A 20,476-nucleotide genomic window follows, 5' to 3' on the forward strand; every position below is an offset into this window, starting at 1 on the left:
ATGCTGCGCGAACGCCCCGCCTCCCGGCTCCTCGTCCTCGACGGCGAGGACCGGCTGCTCCTGTTCCGCTTCGCCTTCCGCAGCGGGGCGCTCGCCGGCGAGGAATACTGGGCGACGCCGGGCGGCGGCGTCGAGCCCGGCGAGAGCTTCGCCGAGGCCGCGATCCGGGAATTGCGGGAGGAGACCGGGATCGACTGCCCGGAGATGGCGCCCGAGGTCGGTGCCTGCCGCTTCGACATGCAGTTGTCGGACGGCGAATGGGTCCGGGCGGAGGAGCGTTTCTTCGCCGTGCGGGCGGGGACCGATTCCCTCTCCCGCGACGGCTGGACGGAGAACGAGGTCGAGGTTCTGGCCGAGCACCGCTGGTGGTCGCGGGCCGAGCTGGCAGCACCGCCGATACAGGTCTACCCCGAGGATATCCTGGCCTACTACGACGCCGCGCGCTCCGCCCTGGAGGGTCCCGCGTGAGGCCGCGGGACCGATGGGGGGCTCCGCCGCTAGAGAGCGGCCTCCTCGGCGTCGAGCGAGGCGAGTTCGGTGCGGGCCTGCGAGATCAGGCGGGCATGCTGGAGCTGGAGGGCGCGGCTGTTGGCGCCCAGGCCGGCGGAGGAGCGGATCTCGGCGAGCGTCCGCTCGTAATCCTCGAGCTGCGCTTCGAGGCGGCGACGGCGTTCGTTGAGGGTATGGGGCATTCCGGGTTCCCTTGGTGGGGCCGGGCCCGCGCGGTGGCGGGCCGGCCATGAGCCAAGCTTGGGCCGCCGGAACGGCCAAGCTCTGCCAACCATGGTCACGGATGCGGCGACAATGCGGCACGGCCGCCCCGCAAGGGGGCGGCCGCCTAACCGGTGTGGCTTAAGTCCCTCGGCTCAGAAGCCGCGGTAGTAGCCGCGCGGGCCGCCGTAGCCGTAACCGCGATGACCCCAGTGGCGGTGCCCGAAGTGGCGCGGGCCGCGGAAGCCGTAGCCGGGACCGAAATGGCGACGGTGGCCGTAGCCGTAGCCGCGGTGGCCCCAGTGGCGGTGGCGGCCGTAATAGCCGTACTGCGCCCACGCGGTCGGCGCGGAGGTCGCCGCCGGGGCGGCGGTCTCGCTCAGCGGAGCGGCGCTCGCGCCCTGCGGCATGGCGGCCGCGCCGCCCAGGATCAGTCCGGCCGCCAGAATCACGGTCTTCAGCACGTCGTCGGTCCTACTCATGCAAGAAGGCCTCCCGGGAGAGGCGGTCGCCTCTCGATCGAGGCATGGACGGCTGAAACGCACGGAGGCGAGAAAGCGTTGCGTGTCGAACCGACGGTGTGGCGCGTGAAGGAGATGCGTTTCGCAAAGATTAACGACCCCTTGCTAGGATCGATCGACGGCTTGTGCCACCCGGGGACGATCGACGCATGCGCTTCACCGACACCCGCCACGCCCGAACCGTGATGGAGGAGCGGGGCTTGGATGCCGGCTGGGTCGAACGGACGATCCTCCACCCTGATCAGTCGGAGCCGGATGCGCGAGATCCCACTCTCCTGCGCGCTTTCACGGCGATACCCGAGCGCAACGGTCGGGTCCTTTGCGTGGTATACCGGCCCGAGCCCGACGGCTGCGACATCGTCACGGCATTCTTGGACCGAAGGAGGCGTACGACGTGAAGCTGCGTTACGACGACGAAGCCGATGCGCTCTACGTGCGCTTCGCCGAGACCGCCGTCGCGGAGAGCGAGGAGGTCAAGCCTGGCCTGATCCTCGACTTCGACGCGGACGGCCGCCTCGTCGCCCTGGAGATCCTGGACGCGTCCGCCGCCCTGGCGGCGGGAGCCGATATCAAGAACTTCAGACCCGAGGCGGCCTGAGATCGAGCCTCGCTCTCAGGCGATCTTGAGCGTCATATCGACGACCCGGGCGCTGGTCGCCCCCTTCACGAGCGCGATGCCGTGCTCGCAATCCTCGCGACGGACGTAGCCCTCCCCCGAATCGGCCACCACCTCGCCGTTCTCGGCCCGCAGGCGCCAGCGCCACTCGCCCTTGCCGTCGCGATAGAGTTCGAAGCGCATCGGCGGTCTCCTGCCCGGATGACATGAGGGATGGAGATGGGGCCGCATGGACCGACGACAACGCCGAGAGGCCGGAGAGCCTGACGCCATGTCATCATGGTGCCACGTCGCGGCAACGTCCTCTCCGTCCGCGGGACGGGCCAGTTCGCCACCAAGCCGAATCCCGCGCGGGTCGACGTCGGCATCGTCACCCGGGGCAAGACGCTCGATGGCCCGGTGGAGGCCCACCGTGACCCCACCCGGCGCGCTCAGGAGATTCTCGAATCGCTGCCGTCGACGAGGCGGTCAACCGGCTGGCGGCGAGCGGAGTCGTCGAGGTTCGCAGGATCACCGACGCGGTCGCCTCGGAGCGGCAGGCCCTCAACGAGGTGCGGCGTGCCGCCGTGCTCGATGCCCGCGAGCCGGCGCGCATCTATGCCGAGGCCGCGGAGCTGAAGCCGGTGGAGATCACCGAGATCACCGACGGCGAGGGTTCGCCGCCGGACGGCTATGCCGACATGCCACGCTCCCGCGTCGCCCAGATCATCCCGCCGGCGGTTGTCACCTTCTCTGCCGCCGTGACGATCCGCTGGCGGATCGCGCCGCGCTAACGCGGCGCCCGAAACGAAAGAAGCCCGCGCTCCTGTCCGGAGCGCGGGCTTCTCGATTTTCAGTGAGGGTCAGGCCGTTCAGCGCGGGGCGCGGTCGAGCCAGCCGATCGCGCGGCCGTCACGGTTGCCGCCGCCACCCGCCGGGCGCTGCTGGCGGTTGCCGTCGGCGCGCTGGCCGCCCTGGGGACGACCCTGGCCCTGGCCCTGCGGCCGGCCCTGACGGCCCTCCTGGCCGCCGCGGCCATCGTTGGCGCGGGGCTCCTGCGGACGGCCGGCGCCGTGGCGCGGCTGGCCCTGACGGCCGGCCGGCTGGCCCTGGCGCCCACCGGGCTGCTGGCCCTGGCGACCGCCGCCGGGACGCTGGCCGCGCGGGCCCGAGCCGGGCTGGCGCCGGTCGCGCTCGGCCTCGGCCACGGCCTGGGCGGCCTCCTCGCGGCTCGGGGGCACGAAGCCCTCGGGAATCGCCATCACCGGCACCTTCTGGCGGGTCAGGCGCTCGATGTCGCGCAGGTAGGCCTTCTCCTCGTCGTTGCAGAACGAGATGGCCAGGCCGTCCTTGCCGGCGCGCGCGGTGCGGCCGATGCGGTGGACGTAGGCCTCCGGCACGTTCGGCAGGTCGAAGTTGACGACGTGGGACACGCCGTCGACGTCGATACCGCGGGCGGCGATGTCGGTCGCCACCAGCACCCGGCAGGTGCCGGCGCGGAAGGCGGCGAGCGCCCGCTCGCGCTGCGGCTGCGACTTGTTGCCGTGGATCGCCGCCGAGCCGATGCCGTCGCGCTCGAGGCCCCGCACCACGCGGTCGGCGCCGTGCTTGGTGCGGGTGAAGACCAGCACCCGGTCGATCGACTGGTCGCGCAGGATGGTGGCGAGCAGCGACTGCTTCGAGCCGGTCGGCACGAAGACGACCTTCTGGTCGACCCGCTCGGCGGTGGTGGCGACCGGGGTCACGGCGACCTGGACCGGGTTCTTCAGGTACTGGTCGGCCAGGCCGGCGATGTTCTTCGGCATGGTGGCCGAGAAGAACAGGCTCTGGCGCTGGGCCGGCAGCAGCTTCACGATCCGCTTGAGGGCGTGGATGAAGCCGAGGTCGAGCATCTGGTCGGCCTCGTCGAGGACGAGGAACTCGACGCCGTCGAGGGTCAGCGAGCGGCGGTCGATCAGGTCGAGGAGCCGGCCCGGGGTGGCGACCAGCACGTCGACGCCGTTCGCCAGCACCCGCTCCTGGCGGCCGATGGTGACGCCGCCGAACACCACCGTAGTGGTGAGCTTCAGGAACTGGCCGTATTCCTTGAAGCTGTCGGCGATCTGGCTGGCGAGCTCACGGGTTGGCGCGAGCACCAGCACGCGGCAGCTGCGGCGCGGCGCGGGCTTCGACGGGCTCTCGCTGGCGAGACGGTGCAGGATCGGCAGCGCGAAGGAGGCGGTCTTGCCGGTGCCGGTCTGCGCGATGCCGCACAAGTCCTTGCCTTGCATCGCCGGCGGGATCGCCTGGGCTTGGATCGGGGTCGGCGTGACGTAACCGGCCTGGGCGAGCGCCTTCAGGATCGGCGCCGCGAGGCCGAAATCGGTGAACTGGGTCAAGGGAATCTTCTTGAATTTTGGCAGCGGGATCGCCGCAAGGCGCGCACAGGGCACGGCCTTCATCGCGATCCGATGTCAGGAGACCGCCCGCGTGATGGAGCGGTCCGAGGGACGAGCGATTAAGAGAGGGCCGGGCCTGCCGCGCAGGTGCCGCGGCGAAATCCGTCACGCAGCCCTCTCGAGCGGGCCACGATAGGCCGCTGACGCTGCAATCCGCCATATGGCGTTGTGCGGGTGCGAAGTCAATCGCGGGAGGTGGTACGGCGCGACGGTCTCCCCTGCCCCGGACGCTTGGCTCGTCCCGCCGGTGGCCGGCTTGCCTGCCGCCCCGGGGGATCCGATGCTGCCGACGAGCACCCGCCGGGTGTGCCTGCCCGGAGCCCGCCCGTGACGCGTCGTCATCCCGCCCTCGCCCGTACCGAGGCCTTCGCGGCGGCCTACGGCCTGCGCCGGCCGCTGCTGCTCGCGCCGATGGCCGGGGCCTGCCCGCCGGCGCTGTCGCTCGCGGTGATGCGGGCGGGCGGCCTCGGGGCCTGCGGGGCGCTGCTGATGCAGCCCGCCGCGATCCTGGCCTGGGCCGAGGCGGTGCGGGCGGTCGGCCCGTTCCAGATCAACCTGTGGATCCCCGATCCCGCCCCCGTCCGCGACCCCGCGCAGGAGGCGCGCCTGCGGGCATTCCTGGGCGGCTTCGGTCCCGCCGTGGCGCCGGAGGCGGGCGACGCGACGCCGCCGGACTTCTCCGACCAGTGCGAGGCCGTGATTGAGGCCCGGCCCCGGATCGTCTCCTCGATCATGGGGCTCTACCCGCCGGACCTCGTCGCGCGGCTCAAGGCGCGCGGCATCGCCTGGTGGGCCACCGTCACGACGGTGGCGGAGGCGCTGGCCGCGGAGGCGGCCGGCGCCGACGCGGTGGTGGCGCAGGGCGCCGAGGCCGGCGGACACCGCGGCAGCTTCGATCCGGCGAAGGCCGAAACATCCGCGATCGGCCTGATGGCGCTGCTGCCGGCGGTGGTCGACGCGGTGCGGATTCCGGTCATCGCCACCGGCGGCATCGCCGATGCCCGTGGCGCCGCGGCGGCCCTGCTGCTCGGCGCCAGCGCCGTGCAGGTCGGGACCGGGTTCCTGCGCTGCCCCGAGGCCGGGATTCCCGCCCCCTGGGCCGACGCCCTCGGCCGGGCCCGCCCCGAGGACACGCGGCTGACCCGCGCCTTCAGCGGCCGCGCCGGCCGCAGCCTCGCGACCGAGTACGTCGCGGCCGCCGCGGCGCCGGATGCCCCGGCGCCCGCCCCCTACCCCGTCCAGCGCGGCCTGACGCAGGCGATGCGCGAGGCGGCGGCAAAGGCGGGGGACCTCGGCCGGATGCAGGCCTGGGCCGGGCAGGCGGCGGGACTGGCGCGGGCGGTGCCGGCGGGGGAGGTGGTCGTGGAGATCTGGGACGGGGTGGCGGAGACGCTGGGCTGAGCCTCAAGTCTCGGCTGCCAGGGGCTTCGCTACGTCCTCCAGCGACTTCCGCTCCGCCGCCACGCCCCAGATTCCCGCGACGATCCCGGCCGCGATCATCAGACCAGAGGCCAGCAGGTAGCCGCCGAAGATGGCGTTGCGCGAATGCCCCTCGATCAGCACCCCGAACAGGGCCGGCCCCGCCGCCCCGACCGAGGTGCCGACCGCGTAGAACAGAGCGATGGCGAGCGCCCGGATCTCGAGCGGAAACACCTCGCTCACCGTCAGGTAGGCCGAACTCGCCGCAGCCGAGGCGAAGAAGAATACCGCCATCCAGCACAGGGTCAGGGTCGTCGCGGTGACGATCTCCTGCTGGAACGCCCATCCGCTCAAGGCGAGCAGCACCCCCGACATCCCGTAGGTCGCGGCGATCATGGGTTTACGGCCCACCGTGTCGAACAGCCGCCCGAGCAGCACCGGACCGAAGAAGTTGCCGGCGGCGAAGGGCAGGATGTACCAGCCGACCCCGTTTGCCGGCACCTGGTAGAAATCGATCAGGATCAGCGCGTAGGTGAAGAAGATCGCGTTGTAGAAGAACGCCTGCGCCGACATCAGCGCGAGGCCGACCCAGGCCCGCTGCCGGTAGGCCTTGAGCGCGGCAAACACCTCGGCGAGCGGCGTGTGGCTGCGCTGGCGCAGCCGCGCCTTCGGGAACGGGCCTTCGGTGAGGGTGTGACCCTCGGCGCGGAAGCGCGCCTCGATCCCGGCGACCAGCGCCTCGGCCTCCTCGTGGCGGCCATGCGTCATCAGCCAGCGCGGGCTCTCGGGGATCCAGGTGCGCAGAAAGAGGATCACGAGCCCCAGGAAGGCGCCGAGCCCGAAGGCGACGCGCCAGCCCGTATCCGGCCCGAACAGGGCGGGATCGAGCACGACGAGCGAGGTGCCGGCCCCGAGCACCGCGCCGAGCCAGAAGCTGCCGTTGATGACGAGGTCGGTCCAGCCGCGTGCCCGCGCCGGGATCAGCTCCTGAATGGTCGAGTTGATCGCCGTGTACTCGCCGCCGATGCCCGCGCCGGTGAGGAAGCGGAAGAGGCAGAAGCTCCACAGGTTCCAGGACAGGCCGGTGGCGGCGGTGGCCGCGAGGTAGACCGCCAGCGTGATGAAGAAGAGCTTTTTCCGCCCGAGGCGGTCGGTGAGCCAGCCGAAGCCGACGGCGCCCAGCACCGCGCCCGCGAGGTAGCTCGAGGTCGCGAGCCCGATCTCGGCGTTGGAGAACTGTAGCGTCGGGCTCGCCTTGAGAGCGCCGGCGAGCGCGCCCGCCAGCGTCACCTCGAGCCCGTCGAGCACCCAGGTGATGCCGAGCGCCAGCACCACCAGCGTGTGGAACCGGCCCCAGGGCAGTCGGTCGAGCCGGGCCGAGACGTCGGTCTGGATCACGCCGCCAACGGCGGGGCGGGTGGCGGTGGGATGCGTCATCGGGGCCCTTCGCTCTGGACGTGCCGGAGAGGAGATGGCCCCCGACGCCGCCAGGGGAACCCGAAACCGATCGGAAACCTCGGCGACCCGCCCGGAAGCCCGCCCTACGCCTTGGCGTGTTCCTTCACGTTGACCGGCTTGAACACCCCGGTCGAGGTCGCGACCACCCGCCCGGCCTCGTCGCGGATCTCGGCGTCGCAGAACAGGATCGACTGGCCGGCCCGCGCCACGCGGCCCTCCGCCAGCAGCACGCCGTGGCCGGGGGACAGGAAGCGGGTCTGCATGTCGAGGGTCACCACCGGCCGGCCGGCGGTGAGGCGCGCCACCGTACCCATGGCGATGTCGAGCAGCGTGCAGAGGATGCCGCCATGGGCGATGCCGAGGTTGTTGCCGTGCTGCGGCCCGAGCGCCAGGCGCAGGCGGGTGCGCCCCTCCACCACCTCCAGGGCCTCGATGCCGCAGTGCCGAGCGAACGGGATCGTCGCCCCGTAGATCGTGCCGTCGTCCGTGCCGTGCTCCGCCTCGTCCATCATCCGCTCCCGCTTGCTCCAGGCCCGTATGGGCAGAGTTCGCCGGCCTGGCAATTCGGGCCGGCATTTCGGCTCGCCGCCGTCCGAAGTCGGTCTGGCGGTGCCGGGGGGCGGTGCTAAGAGTGGGGGCATGAGCGCTTCTCCCCCCTCCTCCTTCGTCCGTACCCGCTGGTGGTGGGTGCGCCACGCCCCCGTCCGGGGCGACGGCGGCCGCATCTACGGTGGCGCCGACATCGCCTGCGATTGCAGCGACGCCCACGTCTTCTCCGCCCTCGCCCCGGTCCTGCCCCGCGGCGCGGTCTGGGTCGCGAGCCATCTCGGCCGCACCCGGCAGACCGCCGAGGCGCTGTGGCAGGCGGGCGACTTCACGGTGGACGGCAGCGGCCCCAGGCTCACCGCGCTTCCGGCCCTGGCCGAGCAGAACCTCGGCGCCTGGCAGGGCCAGGACCGGGTGCAATTCTTCGCCGACCGCCAGCCCCTCGCGGCGAGCTACTGGTTCGCCCCCGCCGAGGAATGCCCGCCCGGCGGCGAGAGCTTCTCGGACCTCTCCGCCCGGGTCGGCGGCGCCATCGCCGAGCTCACCGCCGAGCATAGCGGGCGCGACATCGTGGCGGTGGCCCATGGCGGCACGATCCGGGCCGCGATCGCGCTCGCCCTGAACCTGCCGCCCCAGGGCGGCCTCGCCTTCGCGATCGAGAATTGCTCGCTCACCCTCCTCGACCATTACGACGGCCCGGACGGCGCCGGCTGGCGCGTCGGGATGGTCAACGCCCAGCCCTGGCTCGGGACGGCGGAGGGAGGCGGACCGGCGGCGTGAGGCGCCGCCATACCGATTTTCCCGGGCCGACCTGCTCGGCCCGCAGTTGACAACCGGGGGCGCTTGTCCGGACCATGCATCCGGGCGCCCTCGACGGCGTACCGCACGAACGAACGTCTTCGACGAAGGACGGACCGGGTGAGGACAACGCTTCTGGCGGCGACGCTCGTCGCCGCGATGCCGATCAATGCTCTGCAGGGCATGGTCTGGCAGGGGGTGGCGCGTGCGCAGACCGCGCCGGCTCCCAAAGTCTCCCGACAGATCTCCGACGGGGTGGTGCGCCTCGGTTTCCTGCTCGACATGTCGGGGCCCTATGCCGACGTCACGGGGCCCGGCAGCGCGGCCGCCGCCCGCATGGCGGTGGAGGATTTCGGCGGCACGGTGCTGGGCGCCCCCGTCGAGGTCGTGGTCGCCGACCACCAGAACAAGCCCGACATCGCCGCGACCACCGCCCGGGCCTGGTTCGACACCGGCGGGGTCGACGCGATCCTCGACGTGGCGGCCTCCGCCACGGCGCTCGCCGCCGCCGACATCGCCAGGGCCAAGAACAAGGTGATCGTGTTCAACGGTCCCGGCGCGGTGCGGCTCACCAACGAGGCGTGCTCGCCGGTCTCGGTGCACTGGGCCTACGACACCTACGCGCTGGCAAATTCCACCGCGCAGGCCACCGTCAAGGCCGGCGGCGATTCCTGGTTCTTCGTCACCGCCGACTACGCCTTCGGCCAGGACCTCAAGCGCGACGCGAGCGCGGTGGTGAAGGCCCAGGGCGGCACGGTGCTGGGCTCCGTGCGGGTGCCGCTCAACACGGCCGACTTCTCGTCCTTCCTGCTCCAGGCGCAAGGGTCGGGTGCCAAGGTGGTGGGGCTCGCCAATGCGGGGGCCGACACCACCAACGCGATCAAGCAGGCGGCGGAGTTCGGCCTGACGCAAGGCGGCCAGAGGCTCGCCGGGCTGCTGGTCTACATCAGCGACGTCCACAGCCTCGGCCTCAAGGCGACGCAGGGGATGCTGCTCACGGAAGGCTTCTACTGGGACCTCGACGACGAGACCCGGGCCTGGTCGAAGCGCTATTTCGACCGGGTCGGCAAGATGCCGAACATGTCCCAGGCCGGCGTCTACTCGACGGTGATGCACTACCTGAAGGCGGTGCGGAAGGCCGGCACCGACGAGACCGGGCCGGTGATGCAGGCGATGCGCGACACGCCGGTCGACGACTTCTACGCCCGCGGCGGCCGCATCCGCGACGACGGCCGCATGGTCCACGACATGTACCTGTTCGAGGTCAAGAAGCCCGAGGAATCGAAGGGGCCGTGGGACCTCTACAAGCGCGTTGCGACCGTGCCGGGCGACAAGGCGTTCCAGCCGCTCGCGGCCTCGCGCTGCCCGCTGGTGAAGAAGTGACGGCGGACGCGCGCCGCGGACCGGCGCGCCGGCCTGTTACCCCTGAAGGGAGGTCCAGACCATGAATCTGCGTTGGCGCCGCCGGCCGGAGGGCTCGACCTGGGGCGATTTCGGCCCCGACGACGAGCTCGGCCGGCTCAACCTCCTGACCCCCGAGAAGGTGCGCCAGGGCGCGGCCGAGGTGCGCGAAGGCCTGACCTTCTGCCTCAGCCTGCCCCTCGACTATCCGGGTGGCAACGTGCTCAACCCCCGGCGCCACCCGCCGCAGATCCGCCCGACCGTGCGGGCGAGCGGCCGCCCGAACATGAACTTCCCGGTCTGCGAGGAGGTGCCCGACGCCACCGACGTGATCAGCGACGACCTCGCGGTGCTCCACCTGCAATACTCGACGCAGTGGGACAGCCTCGCCCATGTCGGCTCGCTGTTCGACGCCGAGGGCGACGGCACCCCGCGCCCGGTCTACTACAACGGCTTCCGGGCCGGGACCGACATCACCGGCCCCGCTACCCCGGAGGAGGCCGGCGCGCCCTCCCGCGCCTGGGCGCTCGGCATCGAGCGGCTGGCCGAACGCGGCATGCAGGGCCGCGGCGTGATGATCGACCTCCACGCCCATCTCGGCGAGGCCCGGGTGGCGGTGGGCTACGAGCAGCTTCGCCGCATCCTCGATGCCGACGGGGTGACGGTCGAGCCGGGCGACATGGTCTGCCTGCATACCGGCTTCGCCGAGCGCCTGCTCGGCATGAACCGCAACCCGGACCCGGCGATCGTCCACGACCTCTGCGCCGGTCTCGACGGGCGCGACCGCAAGCTCCTCAACTGGGTCACCGATTCGGGGCTCGCCGCCCTCATCGCCGACAACTACGCGGTCGAGGTCCATCCGGCGATGCCGGCGGAGGGGTGCTGCGCCACCCTCCCCCTCCACGAGCACTGCCTGTTCCGCCTCGGGGTCAATCTCGGCGAGCTCTGGCACCTGACGCCGCTCGCGACCTGGCTGCGGGCGCATGGGCGCCACCGCTTCCTCCTGACGGCGCCGCCCCTGCGGCTGCCCGGCGCGGTCGGCTCGCCGACGACGCCGATCGCCACCGTGTGAGCCCGATCATGACCGCGCCGCTCTTCACCCCCGTCTCCCTCCGCGACGTCGCCTTGCGCAACCGCGTCGTGATCCCGCCGATGTGCCAGTACTCGGCGGCCGACGGGATGGCGGGCGACTACCACCTCGTCCATTACGGCCGCCTCGCCCTCGGTGGCGCTGGGCTGGTGATCCTGGAGGCGACCGCGGTGGTGCCGGAAGGCCGCATCACCCACGGCGATCTCGGGATCTGGTCGGACGCGCACGGCGCCGCGCTCGCCCGGATCGCGGCCTTCCTCAAGGCGCACGGCGCGGCCGCCGGGGTGCAGCTGGCGCATGCCGGCCGCAAGGCCAGCATGCAGCGGCCCTGGGAGGGCAACGGCCCGCTCTCGGCCGAGGAGATCGCCCGCGGCGAGGCGCCCTGGCCGATCGTGGCGCCGAGCGCGGTCCCGCTCGACGAGGGCTGGCTGATGCCGGCCGAGCTCTCGGGCGACGACCTCGACGCCCTGACCGGGGCCTTCGTCGCGGCGGCCCGGCGGGCCGAGGCGGCGGGGTTCGACGTGATCGAGCTCCACGCCGCCCACGGTTACCTGCTGCACACCTTCCTGTCGCCGCTGACCAACCGGCGCGAGGACGCGGTCGGGGGCGACCGCGCCGGGCGGATGCGGTTTCCCCTGCGCGTCGCCCGGGCGCTGCGGGAGGCCTGGCCGGCGGACAAGCCGCTCTTCGTGCGGGTCTCGGCGGTCGACGGGCTCGAGGGCGGCCTCACGCTCGACGACACGCTGGCCTTCGCGGGCGAATTGCGGGCGCTCGGCGTCGACGTGCTCGACTGCTCGTCGGGCGGGCTCGCGGGCTCCGCCACCGCCGCGCGGATCCGGCGCGACTACGGCTTCCAGGTCGGCTTCGCCGAGGCGGTGAAGCGGGAGACGGGCCTGTCCACCATGGCGGTCGGCCTGATCGTCGATCCGCGCCAGGCCGACGCCATCGTGGCCGAGGGCCGCGCCGACCTCGTGGCGGTCGGCCGCGAGGCGCTGGCCGACCCGAACTGGGCGGTCCGGGCGAGCCGGATCCTCGACGGCACGCAGGAGCCCGGCTTCGAGGCGTGGCCGCAGCAGGCCGGCTGGTGGCTGGAGCGGCGGGAGAAGGACATCGCCCGGCTGGGACCGTGGCGGGCGTGAGCCTCGGCATCCGGCCCCTCCCATCCACGACCTCGTCCTGAGGTGTCGGTCCATCGAACATGGATCGACCTCGAAGGAGGGAGCCGGATGTCGGCGCGCTTCCTTGGAGTCCTCCTTCGGGGCTCCTCTTATACCAACGGTCGTTGAAAACGACCTTTGGTTCCGTTCTCGAATTTTCGTCAAGCCTTTGGCTTGGCGTCGAAAATTCGAGATGGGTCATCGGCCCGATGCGTCAGCATCTTGGGCCGATGGTATTACGTCTGCGATCGACGATCGCCGGAACCTCGGGATGAGGGTGCGGGTGGGACGAGCCGTCGGCCGCGGATCGACGCCCGTCGCGGACGGCGCGCAACGATGACAATCAATCGAGACGGGAGGACATCATGAGCGAGATCGCGGTCGTCGGCGCCGGACTGATGGGGCACGGCATCGCCCTGGTGCTGGCGCTCGGCGGGCACCGGGTGCGGTTGACGGACAGCCGGCCCGAGACCCTGGAGCGGGTGCCGGGCCTGATCGCCTCGGCCCTCGACACCCTGCGGGAGGCCGGCGCGGTCTCCGCCGACTGGACGCCGGAGCGGGCGGCACAGGCCATCCGCCTCGAACCGGACCTCGCCGCGACCGTGGCGGGGGCGAGCCTCGTCATCGAGGCGATCACCGAGAACCCGGAGGCCAAGCGCACCCTCTTCGCCGAGCTCGACCGGCTGTGCGATCCCGAGACCCGGATCGCCAGCAACACCAGCTACCTCGACGTCTTCCCGCTGATTCCGGAGGCCCGGCAGGCGCGGGCGCTCGTGATGCACTGGTACACCCCGCCCTACATCGTCGATCTCGTCGACGTGGTGCCGGGCCCGCAGACCGATCCGGCGGTGATCGAGGAGGCGCGCCAGCTGGTGCTCGGCCTCGGCCAGGTGCCGATCGTGCTCAAGCGCTTCATCCCGGGCTACGTCGCCAACCGGATCCAGTCGGCGATCTCGGCCGAGGTCTACCACCTGCTCGACGAGGGCGTGGCGTCGGCCCGCGAGATCGACGATGCGATCATCCACGGCCTGGCGCTGCGCATCCCGATCCTCGGCCACCTCGCCAAGGCGGACTTCACCGGCATCGAGCTGCTGCGCCACGCTCTTGCCAATGCGAGCTACAGCCCGCCTCCGGCCCGCACCCGCTCGGACGCGGTCGACGATCTCGTCGCGCAGGGGCGCACCGGCGTGATGGCGGGAAAGGGCTTCTTCGACTGGGGCGGGCGCGACCCGGCCGAGCTTTTTCGCGACCGCGACCGGCGCCTGCTCGCGCTGAAGCGGGCCATGAAGGATGTCGGCCGGATGGAAGGCGAGTGAACCGGTCGACCGGAGCCGCCGCGGCGCTATAACGGGTAGCCCTGAGGCGGAGCGAAGCGGCGGCCCATGTTCGAGTTCCCGGTCCTGTTCGGCGACATCGGTGGCACCAACGCGCGCTTCGCGGTGCAGGAGACGCCCGGGGCCGAGCCGGTGGTGCTCGCCCACGAGAAGACCGCCGCCTATCCCGATCCGAGCGCGGCGATCCGGGCGGCGCTGGCGAAGAGCGACGTCGCCCCGCCCCGCTCGGCGATCCTGGCGGTGGCCGCCCGGGTCGACGGGCCGTCGGTCCACCTCACCAACGCCCACTGGGTGATCGAGGGCGAGCGGATCGGCCGCGATTTCGGCCTGACGAGCTGCCGGGTCGTGAACGACTACGTCCCGGTGGCGGCCGGCGCCGCCGCCCTCGACCCGGCCGGGCGCGACCGCTCGATCCTCGAGCAGATCGGCCCGACGCTGTGCCCCGACGGGGGCGCGCGGCTCGTCCTCGGCCCCGGGACCGGGTTCGGTGCCGCCGCGCTCGTGCCCTACGGCAAGCAGCTCGCCATCGTCTCGACCGAGGCCGGGCACATCGATTTCGGGCCGAGCGACGCGGACGAGGCCGCGTTCTGGTCGAACCTCGCCCGGATCGAGGGGCGGATCACCGTCGAGTCGCTGCTCTCCGGCCCCGGGCTGACCCGGCTGCATGCCGGCCTCGGCGGCGGCGAGGCCGACCCGAAGGACATCACCGAGCGGGGCATATCGGGCGAGGACCCGGCGGCGCGGCGGACCCTGCAGGTGTTTTCCAAGCTGCTCGGGCGGCTCTGCGGCGACCTCGCCCTCACCTTCCTGGCCACCGGCGGGGTCTATATCGGCGGCGGCATCGTGCCCCGCATCCTCGATGTCCTGAACGACGGCACCTTCCGCCGCGCCTTCGAGCACAAGCCGCCCTTCTCCGACCGCATGACGCAGATCCCGACCTGCGTCATCACCATCGCCGACCCGGCGCTCACAGGTCTCGCGGCGCTCGCCTGCCAGCCCGACCGGTTCGCCTATGACGGGCAGCACTGGGTGGCGTGAGCGGGGCCGCTCAGTACCCGTTCCACAAGCCCGGCGTCGCCAGCTCCACGAGGTGGGCGTCGGGATCGCGGAAGTAGAGGCTGGTGCCGCCCCGCGGCCAGGTGGTGCGGCCCTCGACCGCGATGCCGTGCGCCCCGAGGTGCCGCTCCCAGGCGTCGAGCGCGCCGGCCGGGATCGACAGGGCGAGGTGGAGCGGGCCCGCCCCGTCATGCGGCGGGATGGTGCCGCCGGGGGTCGCGACCGGGCGGAGCGAGCCGCCGCGGGGAAACAGCAGCAGGACGCCGCGCCCGGCGACGTCGTAGGCCCGCATCCGGTGGTCCTCGTACAGGCAGGGCAGGCCCATCGGCCCGCCCCAGAACGCGGCCGCCCGCGCGAGGTCGTCGACGTAGAGGACCGTCTCGAGGATCCCGGCGATCGGCGGCATGGCTGGCACCTCCCGTCGGACCAACGCCCGGACGGCCCCTGCGGTTACGCCGCCGCGGCCGGGTTGACCGCGTCCTCGGCGAGTTCCGACAGCACCTCGTCGGTATTCTCCTCCTCGATCAGCGTCTCCTTGATCAGCTCCTCGGCCTCGCTGAATCCCAGCTGGCGCGCCCAGGCGAGCAGCGTGCCGTAGCGGGCGATCTCGTAATGCTCGACCGCCTGCGCGGCGGCGATCAGCCCGGCATCGAGAGCCTCCCCGCCGGCGAAATCCCGCATCACCTACTCGCCCTCGGCGATGATCCCCTGGATCGCCTGGCAGGTGACACCCTCGGGCTTCTCGCCGACGATCCGAAACACCTGGTCGAGGCGCTTCACCTGCTCGCGGGTCTCCTCCAGGTGGACGCCGAAGACCCCGCGCAGGGCGTCGGAGCGAGCGGCCTGGGCCATCCTCGGCAGGACCTTCAGGATCGCGTTCTCGGCGAAGTAGGTGTCCTTGAGCTGGTGCAGGAAGAGCGCCCGAAGGGTCTTGTCGTCGGCCATGCGTATGCTCCCACGGGGTACCAAAGTGCCCCCGGCAACGCCCTGTCGCCCGGCTTCGTTCCGGCACGCGCGCCCCTGCGGTCGGCCCTGGCAGGCACTCGAAGAAAAACTCCAGGAGCCTTCATGCCCGCTGGAGGATTCCTCCAAGGTCGGCCCATCTTCGATGGGTCGAGTGCCTGTCCAGCAAATCCAATACGCTCACGGAGGGTCTTATCTCCAACCCGCAACCTCATCCTGAGGTGTCGGTCGATTGAAAATCGACTGACCTCGAAGGAGACCTCCAGCAGGCGGTGTGATCCTTGGAGACCTCCTTCGAGGTCAGTCCATCTCCGATGGATTGACACTACAGGATGAAGGCGCGGGTGTGACAAGGTCTCTTGCTCTATTCAGGCCGGCGTCGATGATCCAATACATCGGGATGAGGTTGTCGATGGGATGAAAAGCGCTCGCGATCGCAGGCGCACCTGTCGAACAGGCCATGCGAGACGACACTTCTACAAGTCCGGTAGCTGGCCCATGACATCAAAAAAAGGCCCGACCTCGTCGACTGCCGCGAGGTCGGGCCTGACAATTTACCGTCCCAAGGCGCGCACTCAGCGCACCGCGACGATCTCGATCTCATGCTCGGCGAGCGTGACGGTGTCGCCGGCCTGCTTGCCGGTCAGCGCGCGGGCGAGCGGCGCCACGTAGGCGATGCTGCCCTTGGCCGGATCGGCCTCGTCCTCGCCGACGATGCGGAAGGTCTGCTCGTCGTCGTCGTCGCGGGCGATGGTGACGGTCGAGCCGAAATGCACCGTATCGCCGGGGGGCTGCTCGACCACCTGGGCCGAGTTGCGCCGGGCGGTCCAGTAGCGCAGGTCGCGGTTCACCCGCGCCATGTTCGCCTTGTCGTCGGGCGACAGGCCGGCATGCTCGGTGTGCAGCCGGTCGAGTTCCGCGTCGATGAGGGCGAGGCCCTCCGGCGTGACGAAGTTGGGGTGCGGGGAGACGGGACGGTCGGGGAGGTCCTCGAAGGCTTCCCCGCCCTCCTTCTCGCGAACGAAGGCGATGCTCATGAAACGGGCAATGCGCGAGGCCACACCAAGGTTCCGTCTCCCGGGGCGATCAGGCGATCGTCACCACCACCCGCCCGCGGGTGCGCCCGGCCAGGATCTCGGGGCCGCGCGCGATCACCTCGGCGAGCGGCACCGTGGTGGTCATCGCCGAGAGGGCGGCGGGATCGAGGTCGCGGGCAAGGCGAGCCCAGGCCTCGCGGCGCAAGGGGAGCGGTGCCATCACGCTCTCGATGCCGTAGAGCGCGACGCCGCGCAGGATGAAGGGCGCGACCGAGGTCGGCAGGTCCATGCCGCCGGCGAGCCCGCAGGCGGCGACGCCGCCGCCGTAGCGGGTCATCGCCAGGGCGTTGGCGAGCGTCGTCGCGCCGACCGCGTCGATCGCGGCGGCCCAGCGCTCCTTGCCGAGCGGCTTGCCCGGGGCGCTCAACTCGGCGCGGTCGATGATCTCGGCCGCGCCGAGGCCGCGCAGGTACTCCGCTTCCTCCGCGGCGCGCCCGGTCGATGCGACGACGTGCCAGCCGGCGCGCGCCAGCAGCGACACCGCCACCGAGCCGACGCCGCCCGCGGCCCCGGTCACCAGGGCCGGACCGGATTCGGGCGTGAGTCCGTGGCGCTCCAGCGCCAGCATGGCGAGCATCGCGGTGTAGCCGGCGGTGCCGATCGCCATCGCCTGCTCGGGGGTGAGGCTGGCCGGCAGCGCCACCAGCCAGTCGCCCTTGACGCGGGACTTCTGCGCATAGGCGCCGAGATGGGTCTCACCGGTGCCCCAGCCGTTGAGCACCACGGCGTCGCCGGGCTTCCAGTCGGGGTGCGAGGAGGCCTCGACCACACCGGCGAAGTCGATGCCGGGAATCATCGGCCAGCGCCGCACCACCGGCGCCTTGCCGGTGAGCGCCAGCCCGTCCTTGTAGTTGAGGGTGGAGTGGGTGACCCGGACGGTGACGTCGCCGTCCATCAGATCGGCCTCGTCGAAGTCCCTGAGCGCGACGCGCTGGCCGCCCTCGCCCTTCTCGATCACCACCGCCTTGAAGGTACCCACGCCGTCGCCTCCCTGTCCGCGCGCGGCCTTCGTGCCGCGTCGCCGACCCGGGTTGTGGGGCGCGAGCCCCCCGGCGGCAAGGTGACGGCGGCCCGGGTTCGGCCAGGGCCGGGGGTCGGCAAGGGAGCGGCCCGGGTCCGGCCCGGGCCGCGCATCGGCTCAGTAGCCGTCGTAGATGCTGCCGCCGCCGAAGACGAGGCCGGTGCCGGCACCGACCGCCGCGGCACCGAGCCCGATCCCGGCACCCGCGAGGCCGAGGCCCGCGCCGACGAGGCCGCCCGCGGCCGGGCCGGCGCCATAGCCACCGCCATAGCCGCCGCCATTGGCCGGCACCCAGCCCGAGCGGCCGGGCTCGACCAGGACGCGGCGCTGGTAGGAGGCGTAGGCCGGCGGGATCACCTGCGGCACCACCTGGGCCGGGCGCACCAGCACCCGGCGGGTCTGGGTCGCGTAGCGCGGCGGGATCGTGACCCAGCAGCCGACGGTCTGGCCGTAGGCGTCGACCGAGGTCTGCCAGACGCGACGGGCCGGGGCCACGAGCACCTGCTCGGACACGGTGTCGTAGACCGGCGGCACGACGTGGGTCACCGTGCGCGGCGGGCGCACCATCACCTGCTCGGACACGGTGCCGTAGACCGGCGGCGTCGAGACCTGGCGGTAGCAGTCGGTGGTGCAGCCGTAGCCGCCGGCGAGCGCCGGGGCGGCGGAGACGAGGCCGGCCGCGAGCGCGGTCGCGGCGATGGCACGGGTGACCGGAGCGGTCATGGTCGGGAATCCTCGGGGGTCGCGGGGAATGACGCTGGCGCGACGCTCGCCAGCGCCACGCTTGTCCGGCAGTGAAGCCGGGGCCGAGCCCGCGAGGCAAGCCGAAACCCCCAAGAGGGTAAAATTGCCCTCGGGATTTATTACGTATTTCGGCGAATTGCGGAGGGTTTGTCGCAAGCCTGAGAGTCGATCGACTCCACGGGCGCCGGAACCCCCGAATCCTGCGTGATCTCTATACTTGTGGTAAACCACGTACGCCGCTTCGCCGATGGATGGGCGGAACCGTCCGGCAGGATGCGCAACGGGGGGAACACCGTCCGTCCCGGAGAGCGATCGGGGGCCTCGGGCGCCGATGGTTCGGGAGGCCGCGTCGGACCCGTCGACCGATCCGCTCGCGTCGCGATGGAGGCGACAGCCGGAACGGCACCGGCCGGAGCGGGCAGCGGCGACATCGACCCTCGTGACTGCCGTTACGTCAATGTCGATCGTCCGTGCCGGGCCCATTTTTCGGCCCTGTCTCGGCAAGTCCGCAAATCGCGGGAAAATTCACTCATCTCGGCGGATCAGCCGTCCCTTTTACGGCGCAGTAGGAACATGCCGTGCAACCCGGAAGGCGGAGGGCGATCACCTTGCTGCCACTGAGCCGTCGCATCACTGCACGATGCCTGTCCTGGACGCGGTCCTTGCTGGGCAGGATGACCATCTTCGTGCTGGCCTCCGTCATGCTCGCCTACGCGCTCGGGTCGGGCACGGGGCTGCTCATCATGGTGCGGGGCCAATCCCGACAATGGGAGCACGATGCCGGCCTCTACGCGCAGGTGGCCAGCACGGCTTTGCGCGGCATCTACACCTTCGTGTCCGTTCACATCGATCGCGACGGGCGCGTGAACTGGATCGAGACCGGCCGGCCGGTGGGAGACGACCCGTCGATCGTGACCACCGGTTTCACGCCGGCCGACGTGCTGGCCCTCGCCTCGGCGCAGACGGGGCAGGACGTGTGGCTGGTGACGGCGGACGAGGCCGGCAGGCTCACCAGCGTCAGCGACAGCCAGGGCCAGGGGGCCGGCCTGCGCTTCACGTTTCCCGACAGCGAGGACCAGACACCCAAGCGCCTGTTCACCGGCTGGATCGAGGTCGGGTCCAGCACCCACTTCGCGGGATTCATGCCGATCCTGTCCAAGGAAGGCCGCCTCACGGGAGGGCTGGTGGCGAGCGTCGGTTCGGCGGAAGCGCTGCTGGCGGCCCGCAACCAGGCGCTCCGGACGCTGACGCTCTTGATGATGGCGACCCTGGCCGCCTCGGCCTTCGTGGTCGCGATCGCCCTGCGCCGCGCATTCCGGCCGATCCCGGCCCTGACCGGTGTCCTCACCGCCCTGGCCGACAACGACACGGGTGTGCGGATCCCGTTCCAGGAGCGGACCGACGAGCTGGGTCAGCTCGCCACCGCCATCGAGACGCTGCGTTGCGCGGTGGTGGAGCGGGGCCGGCTGCGCCGGATCGGCGAGCACGCGGCCGTGATGGAGCATCGCGCCCACCACGACAGCCTGACCGGGCTTCCCAACCGGGCCCGCTTCACCGCGCTGCTGGATGGGGCGATGGAACGGATGGCGGCCGGCACCGGCGCCTACAACCTGATGCTGATGGACCTCGATCGCTTCAAGGAGGTGAACGACACCTTGGGGCATGCGGCGGGCGACGCGGTGCTGGTGGAGATCGGCCTTCGCATCGCGCCGCTGCTGGCGCCCCACGATGTGGTGGCCCGGCTGGGTGGCGACGAGTTCGCGTTGCTGCAGCGCGTGGACGGGAGCGATCCGGTCGAGGAAGCCCAGCGCGTCGCCCGCGCAATCGTGGCGGCCGTGGCGCGTCCCTTCGTCTACGCCGGCACCCCCGTGAGCATCGGCGTCAGCATCGGGATTTCCGGCATGCCGGACGACGGCGCGGAGCGCAGCGTACTCCTCGAGCGGGCTGATCTCGCGCTCTACGTCGCCAAGAAGGAGGGGCGCGGCCGCTTCGCGCTGTACCGGCCGGGCATGACGATGCGGATCGCGGGCGATGAGGCGGCGAGCGCCTGCGGTCGGCCGGCCAGGCCCGCGTGAAGGCAAGAATACGTGAAGGCAGAGGCGCGTGAAGGGTTGCGACGACGATGGA

Annotated in this window: 22 protein-coding genes and 1 pseudogene; 12 read left to right on the plus strand and 11 right to left on the minus strand. The window is 71.8% G+C overall.

Translation table 11 applies throughout. From position 1 onward, the window contains the following. Complete coding sequence (locus BMX97_RS15470) at positions 1 to 468, plus strand: NUDIX hydrolase (protein WP_348273124.1); 468 nt, start codon at positions 1 to 3, stop codon at positions 466 to 468. 29 nt (positions 469 to 497) lie between these two features. On the opposite strand, the gene BMX97_RS15475 is transcribed toward BMX97_RS15470, so the two are convergent. Continuing rightward, a complete protein-coding gene (locus tag BMX97_RS15475; protein ID WP_060848604.1) occupies positions 498 to 692 on the minus strand; it encodes a hypothetical protein in 195 nt (64 codons plus the stop codon). Between the two features lie 174 nt (positions 693 to 866). Next, the gene (locus BMX97_RS15480; protein WP_244538450.1) at positions 867 to 1,193 is read right to left on the minus strand and encodes a hypothetical protein; all 327 of its coding nucleotides are present in this window, start codon (positions 1,191 to 1,193) and stop codon (positions 867 to 869) included. Positions 1,194 to 1,381: 188 nt separating this feature from the next. On the opposite strand from BMX97_RS15480, the gene BMX97_RS15485 reads away from it, so the two are divergent. Together BMX97_RS15485 and BMX97_RS15490 are read left to right on the plus strand one after the other, a co-directional pair. After that, a complete protein-coding gene (locus tag BMX97_RS15485; protein ID WP_091751764.1) occupies positions 1,382 to 1,630 on the plus strand; it encodes a DUF4258 domain-containing protein in 249 nt (82 codons plus the stop codon). Then, entirely contained in the window at positions 1,627 to 1,830 is a 204-nt protein-coding gene (locus BMX97_RS15490) for a DUF2283 domain-containing protein (RefSeq protein ID WP_091751767.1), read from the plus strand. Before BMX97_RS15485 ends, BMX97_RS15490 begins: the two co-directional genes overlap by 4 nt. 15 nt (positions 1,831 to 1,845) lie before the next feature. Here the strand turns inward: BMX97_RS15490 and BMX97_RS15495 are convergent, their stop codons facing one another. Then, positions 1,846 to 2,031, minus strand: coding sequence for a YegP family protein (locus BMX97_RS15495; protein WP_091751769.1), 186 nt, complete (start codon positions 2,029 to 2,031; stop codon positions 1,846 to 1,848). 263 nt (positions 2,032 to 2,294) lie between these two features. Between BMX97_RS15495 and BMX97_RS15500 the strand changes: the two genes are divergently transcribed. Beyond that, complete coding sequence (locus tag BMX97_RS15500; protein ID WP_091751772.1) at positions 2,295 to 2,621, plus strand: SIMPL domain-containing protein; 327 nt, start codon at positions 2,295 to 2,297, stop codon at positions 2,619 to 2,621. 78 nt (positions 2,622 to 2,699) lie between these two features. On the opposite strand, the gene BMX97_RS15505 is transcribed toward BMX97_RS15500, so the two are convergent. Beyond that, positions 2,700 to 4,205 (minus strand): DEAD/DEAH box helicase, encoded by a 1,506-nt coding sequence (locus BMX97_RS15505; protein ID WP_091752072.1) that lies wholly within the window; start codon positions 4,203 to 4,205, stop codon positions 2,700 to 2,702. A 387-nt stretch (positions 4,206 to 4,592) separates the two neighbouring features. On the opposite strand from BMX97_RS15505, the gene BMX97_RS15510 reads away from it, so the two are divergent. Further along, a complete protein-coding gene (locus BMX97_RS15510) occupies positions 4,593 to 5,666 on the plus strand; it encodes an NAD(P)H-dependent flavin oxidoreductase (protein ID WP_091751775.1) in 1,074 nt (357 codons plus the stop codon). 3 nt (positions 5,667 to 5,669) lie between these two features. Here the strand turns inward: BMX97_RS15510 and BMX97_RS15515 are convergent, their stop codons facing one another. Next, positions 5,670 to 7,121: an MFS transporter gene (locus BMX97_RS15515; protein WP_091751777.1), complete on the minus strand. Its 1,452-nt coding sequence runs from the start codon at positions 7,119 to 7,121 to the stop codon at positions 5,670 to 5,672. Positions 7,122 to 7,225: 104 nt separating this feature from the next. After that, a complete protein-coding gene (locus BMX97_RS15520; RefSeq protein ID WP_091751780.1) occupies positions 7,226 to 7,651 on the minus strand; it encodes a PaaI family thioesterase in 426 nt (141 codons plus the stop codon). 130 nt (positions 7,652 to 7,781) lie between these two features. Between BMX97_RS15520 and BMX97_RS15525 the strand changes: the two genes are divergently transcribed. The 6 genes from BMX97_RS15525 to BMX97_RS15550 all read left to right on the plus strand — a co-directional run bounded on the left by BMX97_RS15525 (position 7,782) and on the right by BMX97_RS15550 (position 14,506). Then, positions 7,782 to 8,468, plus strand: coding sequence for a histidine phosphatase family protein (locus BMX97_RS15525; RefSeq protein WP_091751783.1), 687 nt, complete (start codon positions 7,782 to 7,784; stop codon positions 8,466 to 8,468). Positions 8,469 to 8,669: 201 nt separating this feature from the next. Continuing rightward, a complete protein-coding gene (locus BMX97_RS15530; protein WP_210187638.1) occupies positions 8,670 to 9,869 on the plus strand; it encodes an ABC transporter substrate-binding protein in 1,200 nt (399 codons plus the stop codon). 61 nt (positions 9,870 to 9,930) lie between these two features. Then, a complete protein-coding gene (locus BMX97_RS15535; RefSeq protein ID WP_091751790.1) occupies positions 9,931 to 10,959 on the plus strand; it encodes a cyclase family protein in 1,029 nt (342 codons plus the stop codon). An 8-nt stretch (positions 10,960 to 10,967) separates the two neighbouring features. Further along, complete coding sequence (locus BMX97_RS15540) at positions 10,968 to 12,116, plus strand: NADH:flavin oxidoreductase/NADH oxidase (RefSeq protein ID WP_091752075.1); 1,149 nt, start codon at positions 10,968 to 10,970, stop codon at positions 12,114 to 12,116. Between the two features lie 383 nt (positions 12,117 to 12,499). After that, positions 12,500 to 13,450, plus strand: a complete 951-nt coding sequence (locus BMX97_RS15545; protein ID WP_091751793.1) for a 3-hydroxyacyl-CoA dehydrogenase family protein — start codon at positions 12,500 to 12,502, stop codon at positions 13,448 to 13,450. A gap of 66 nt (positions 13,451 to 13,516) precedes the next feature. Beyond that, positions 13,517 to 14,506, plus strand: coding sequence for a glucokinase (locus tag BMX97_RS15550; protein WP_091751796.1), 990 nt, complete (start codon positions 13,517 to 13,519; stop codon positions 14,504 to 14,506). Positions 14,507 to 14,516: 10 nt separating this feature from the next. Here the strand turns inward: BMX97_RS15550 and BMX97_RS15555 are convergent, their stop codons facing one another. From BMX97_RS15555 to BMX97_RS15575, 5 genes and pseudogenes are all read right to left on the minus strand, one after another. After that, positions 14,517 to 14,930 (minus strand): VOC family protein, encoded by a 414-nt coding sequence (locus BMX97_RS15555; RefSeq protein WP_091751798.1) that lies wholly within the window; start codon positions 14,928 to 14,930, stop codon positions 14,517 to 14,519. A 44-nt stretch (positions 14,931 to 14,974) separates the two neighbouring features. Further along, positions 14,975 to 15,469 (minus strand): annotated as a pseudogene (locus BMX97_RS15560) (DUF892 family protein). 593 nt (positions 15,470 to 16,062) lie between these two features. Next, complete coding sequence (gene greA, locus BMX97_RS15565; protein ID WP_091751801.1) at positions 16,063 to 16,524, minus strand: transcription elongation factor GreA; 462 nt, start codon at positions 16,522 to 16,524, stop codon at positions 16,063 to 16,065. A 49-nt stretch (positions 16,525 to 16,573) separates the two neighbouring features. Next, positions 16,574 to 17,563 carry an acrylyl-CoA reductase (NADPH) gene (locus BMX97_RS15570; RefSeq protein ID WP_091751804.1) on the minus strand — a complete coding sequence of 330 codons (990 nt, stop codon included), beginning with the start codon at positions 17,561 to 17,563 and terminating at the stop codon, positions 16,574 to 16,576. 159 nt (positions 17,564 to 17,722) lie between these two features. Then, the gene (locus BMX97_RS15575; protein ID WP_060848591.1) at positions 17,723 to 18,328 is read right to left on the minus strand and encodes a hypothetical protein; all 606 of its coding nucleotides are present in this window, start codon (positions 18,326 to 18,328) and stop codon (positions 17,723 to 17,725) included. Positions 18,329 to 19,035: 707 nt separating this feature from the next. Between BMX97_RS15575 and BMX97_RS15580 the strand changes: the two genes are divergently transcribed. Next, positions 19,036 to 20,424 (plus strand): diguanylate cyclase domain-containing protein, encoded by a 1,389-nt coding sequence (locus BMX97_RS15580; protein WP_210187637.1) that lies wholly within the window; start codon positions 19,036 to 19,038, stop codon positions 20,422 to 20,424. Positions 20,425 to 20,476: the final 52 nt, after the last annotated feature.

This window comes from Methylobacterium sp. ap11 (assembly GCF_900110515.1).
GTDB lineage: Bacteria > Pseudomonadota > Alphaproteobacteria > Rhizobiales > Beijerinckiaceae > Methylobacterium > Methylobacterium ajmalii.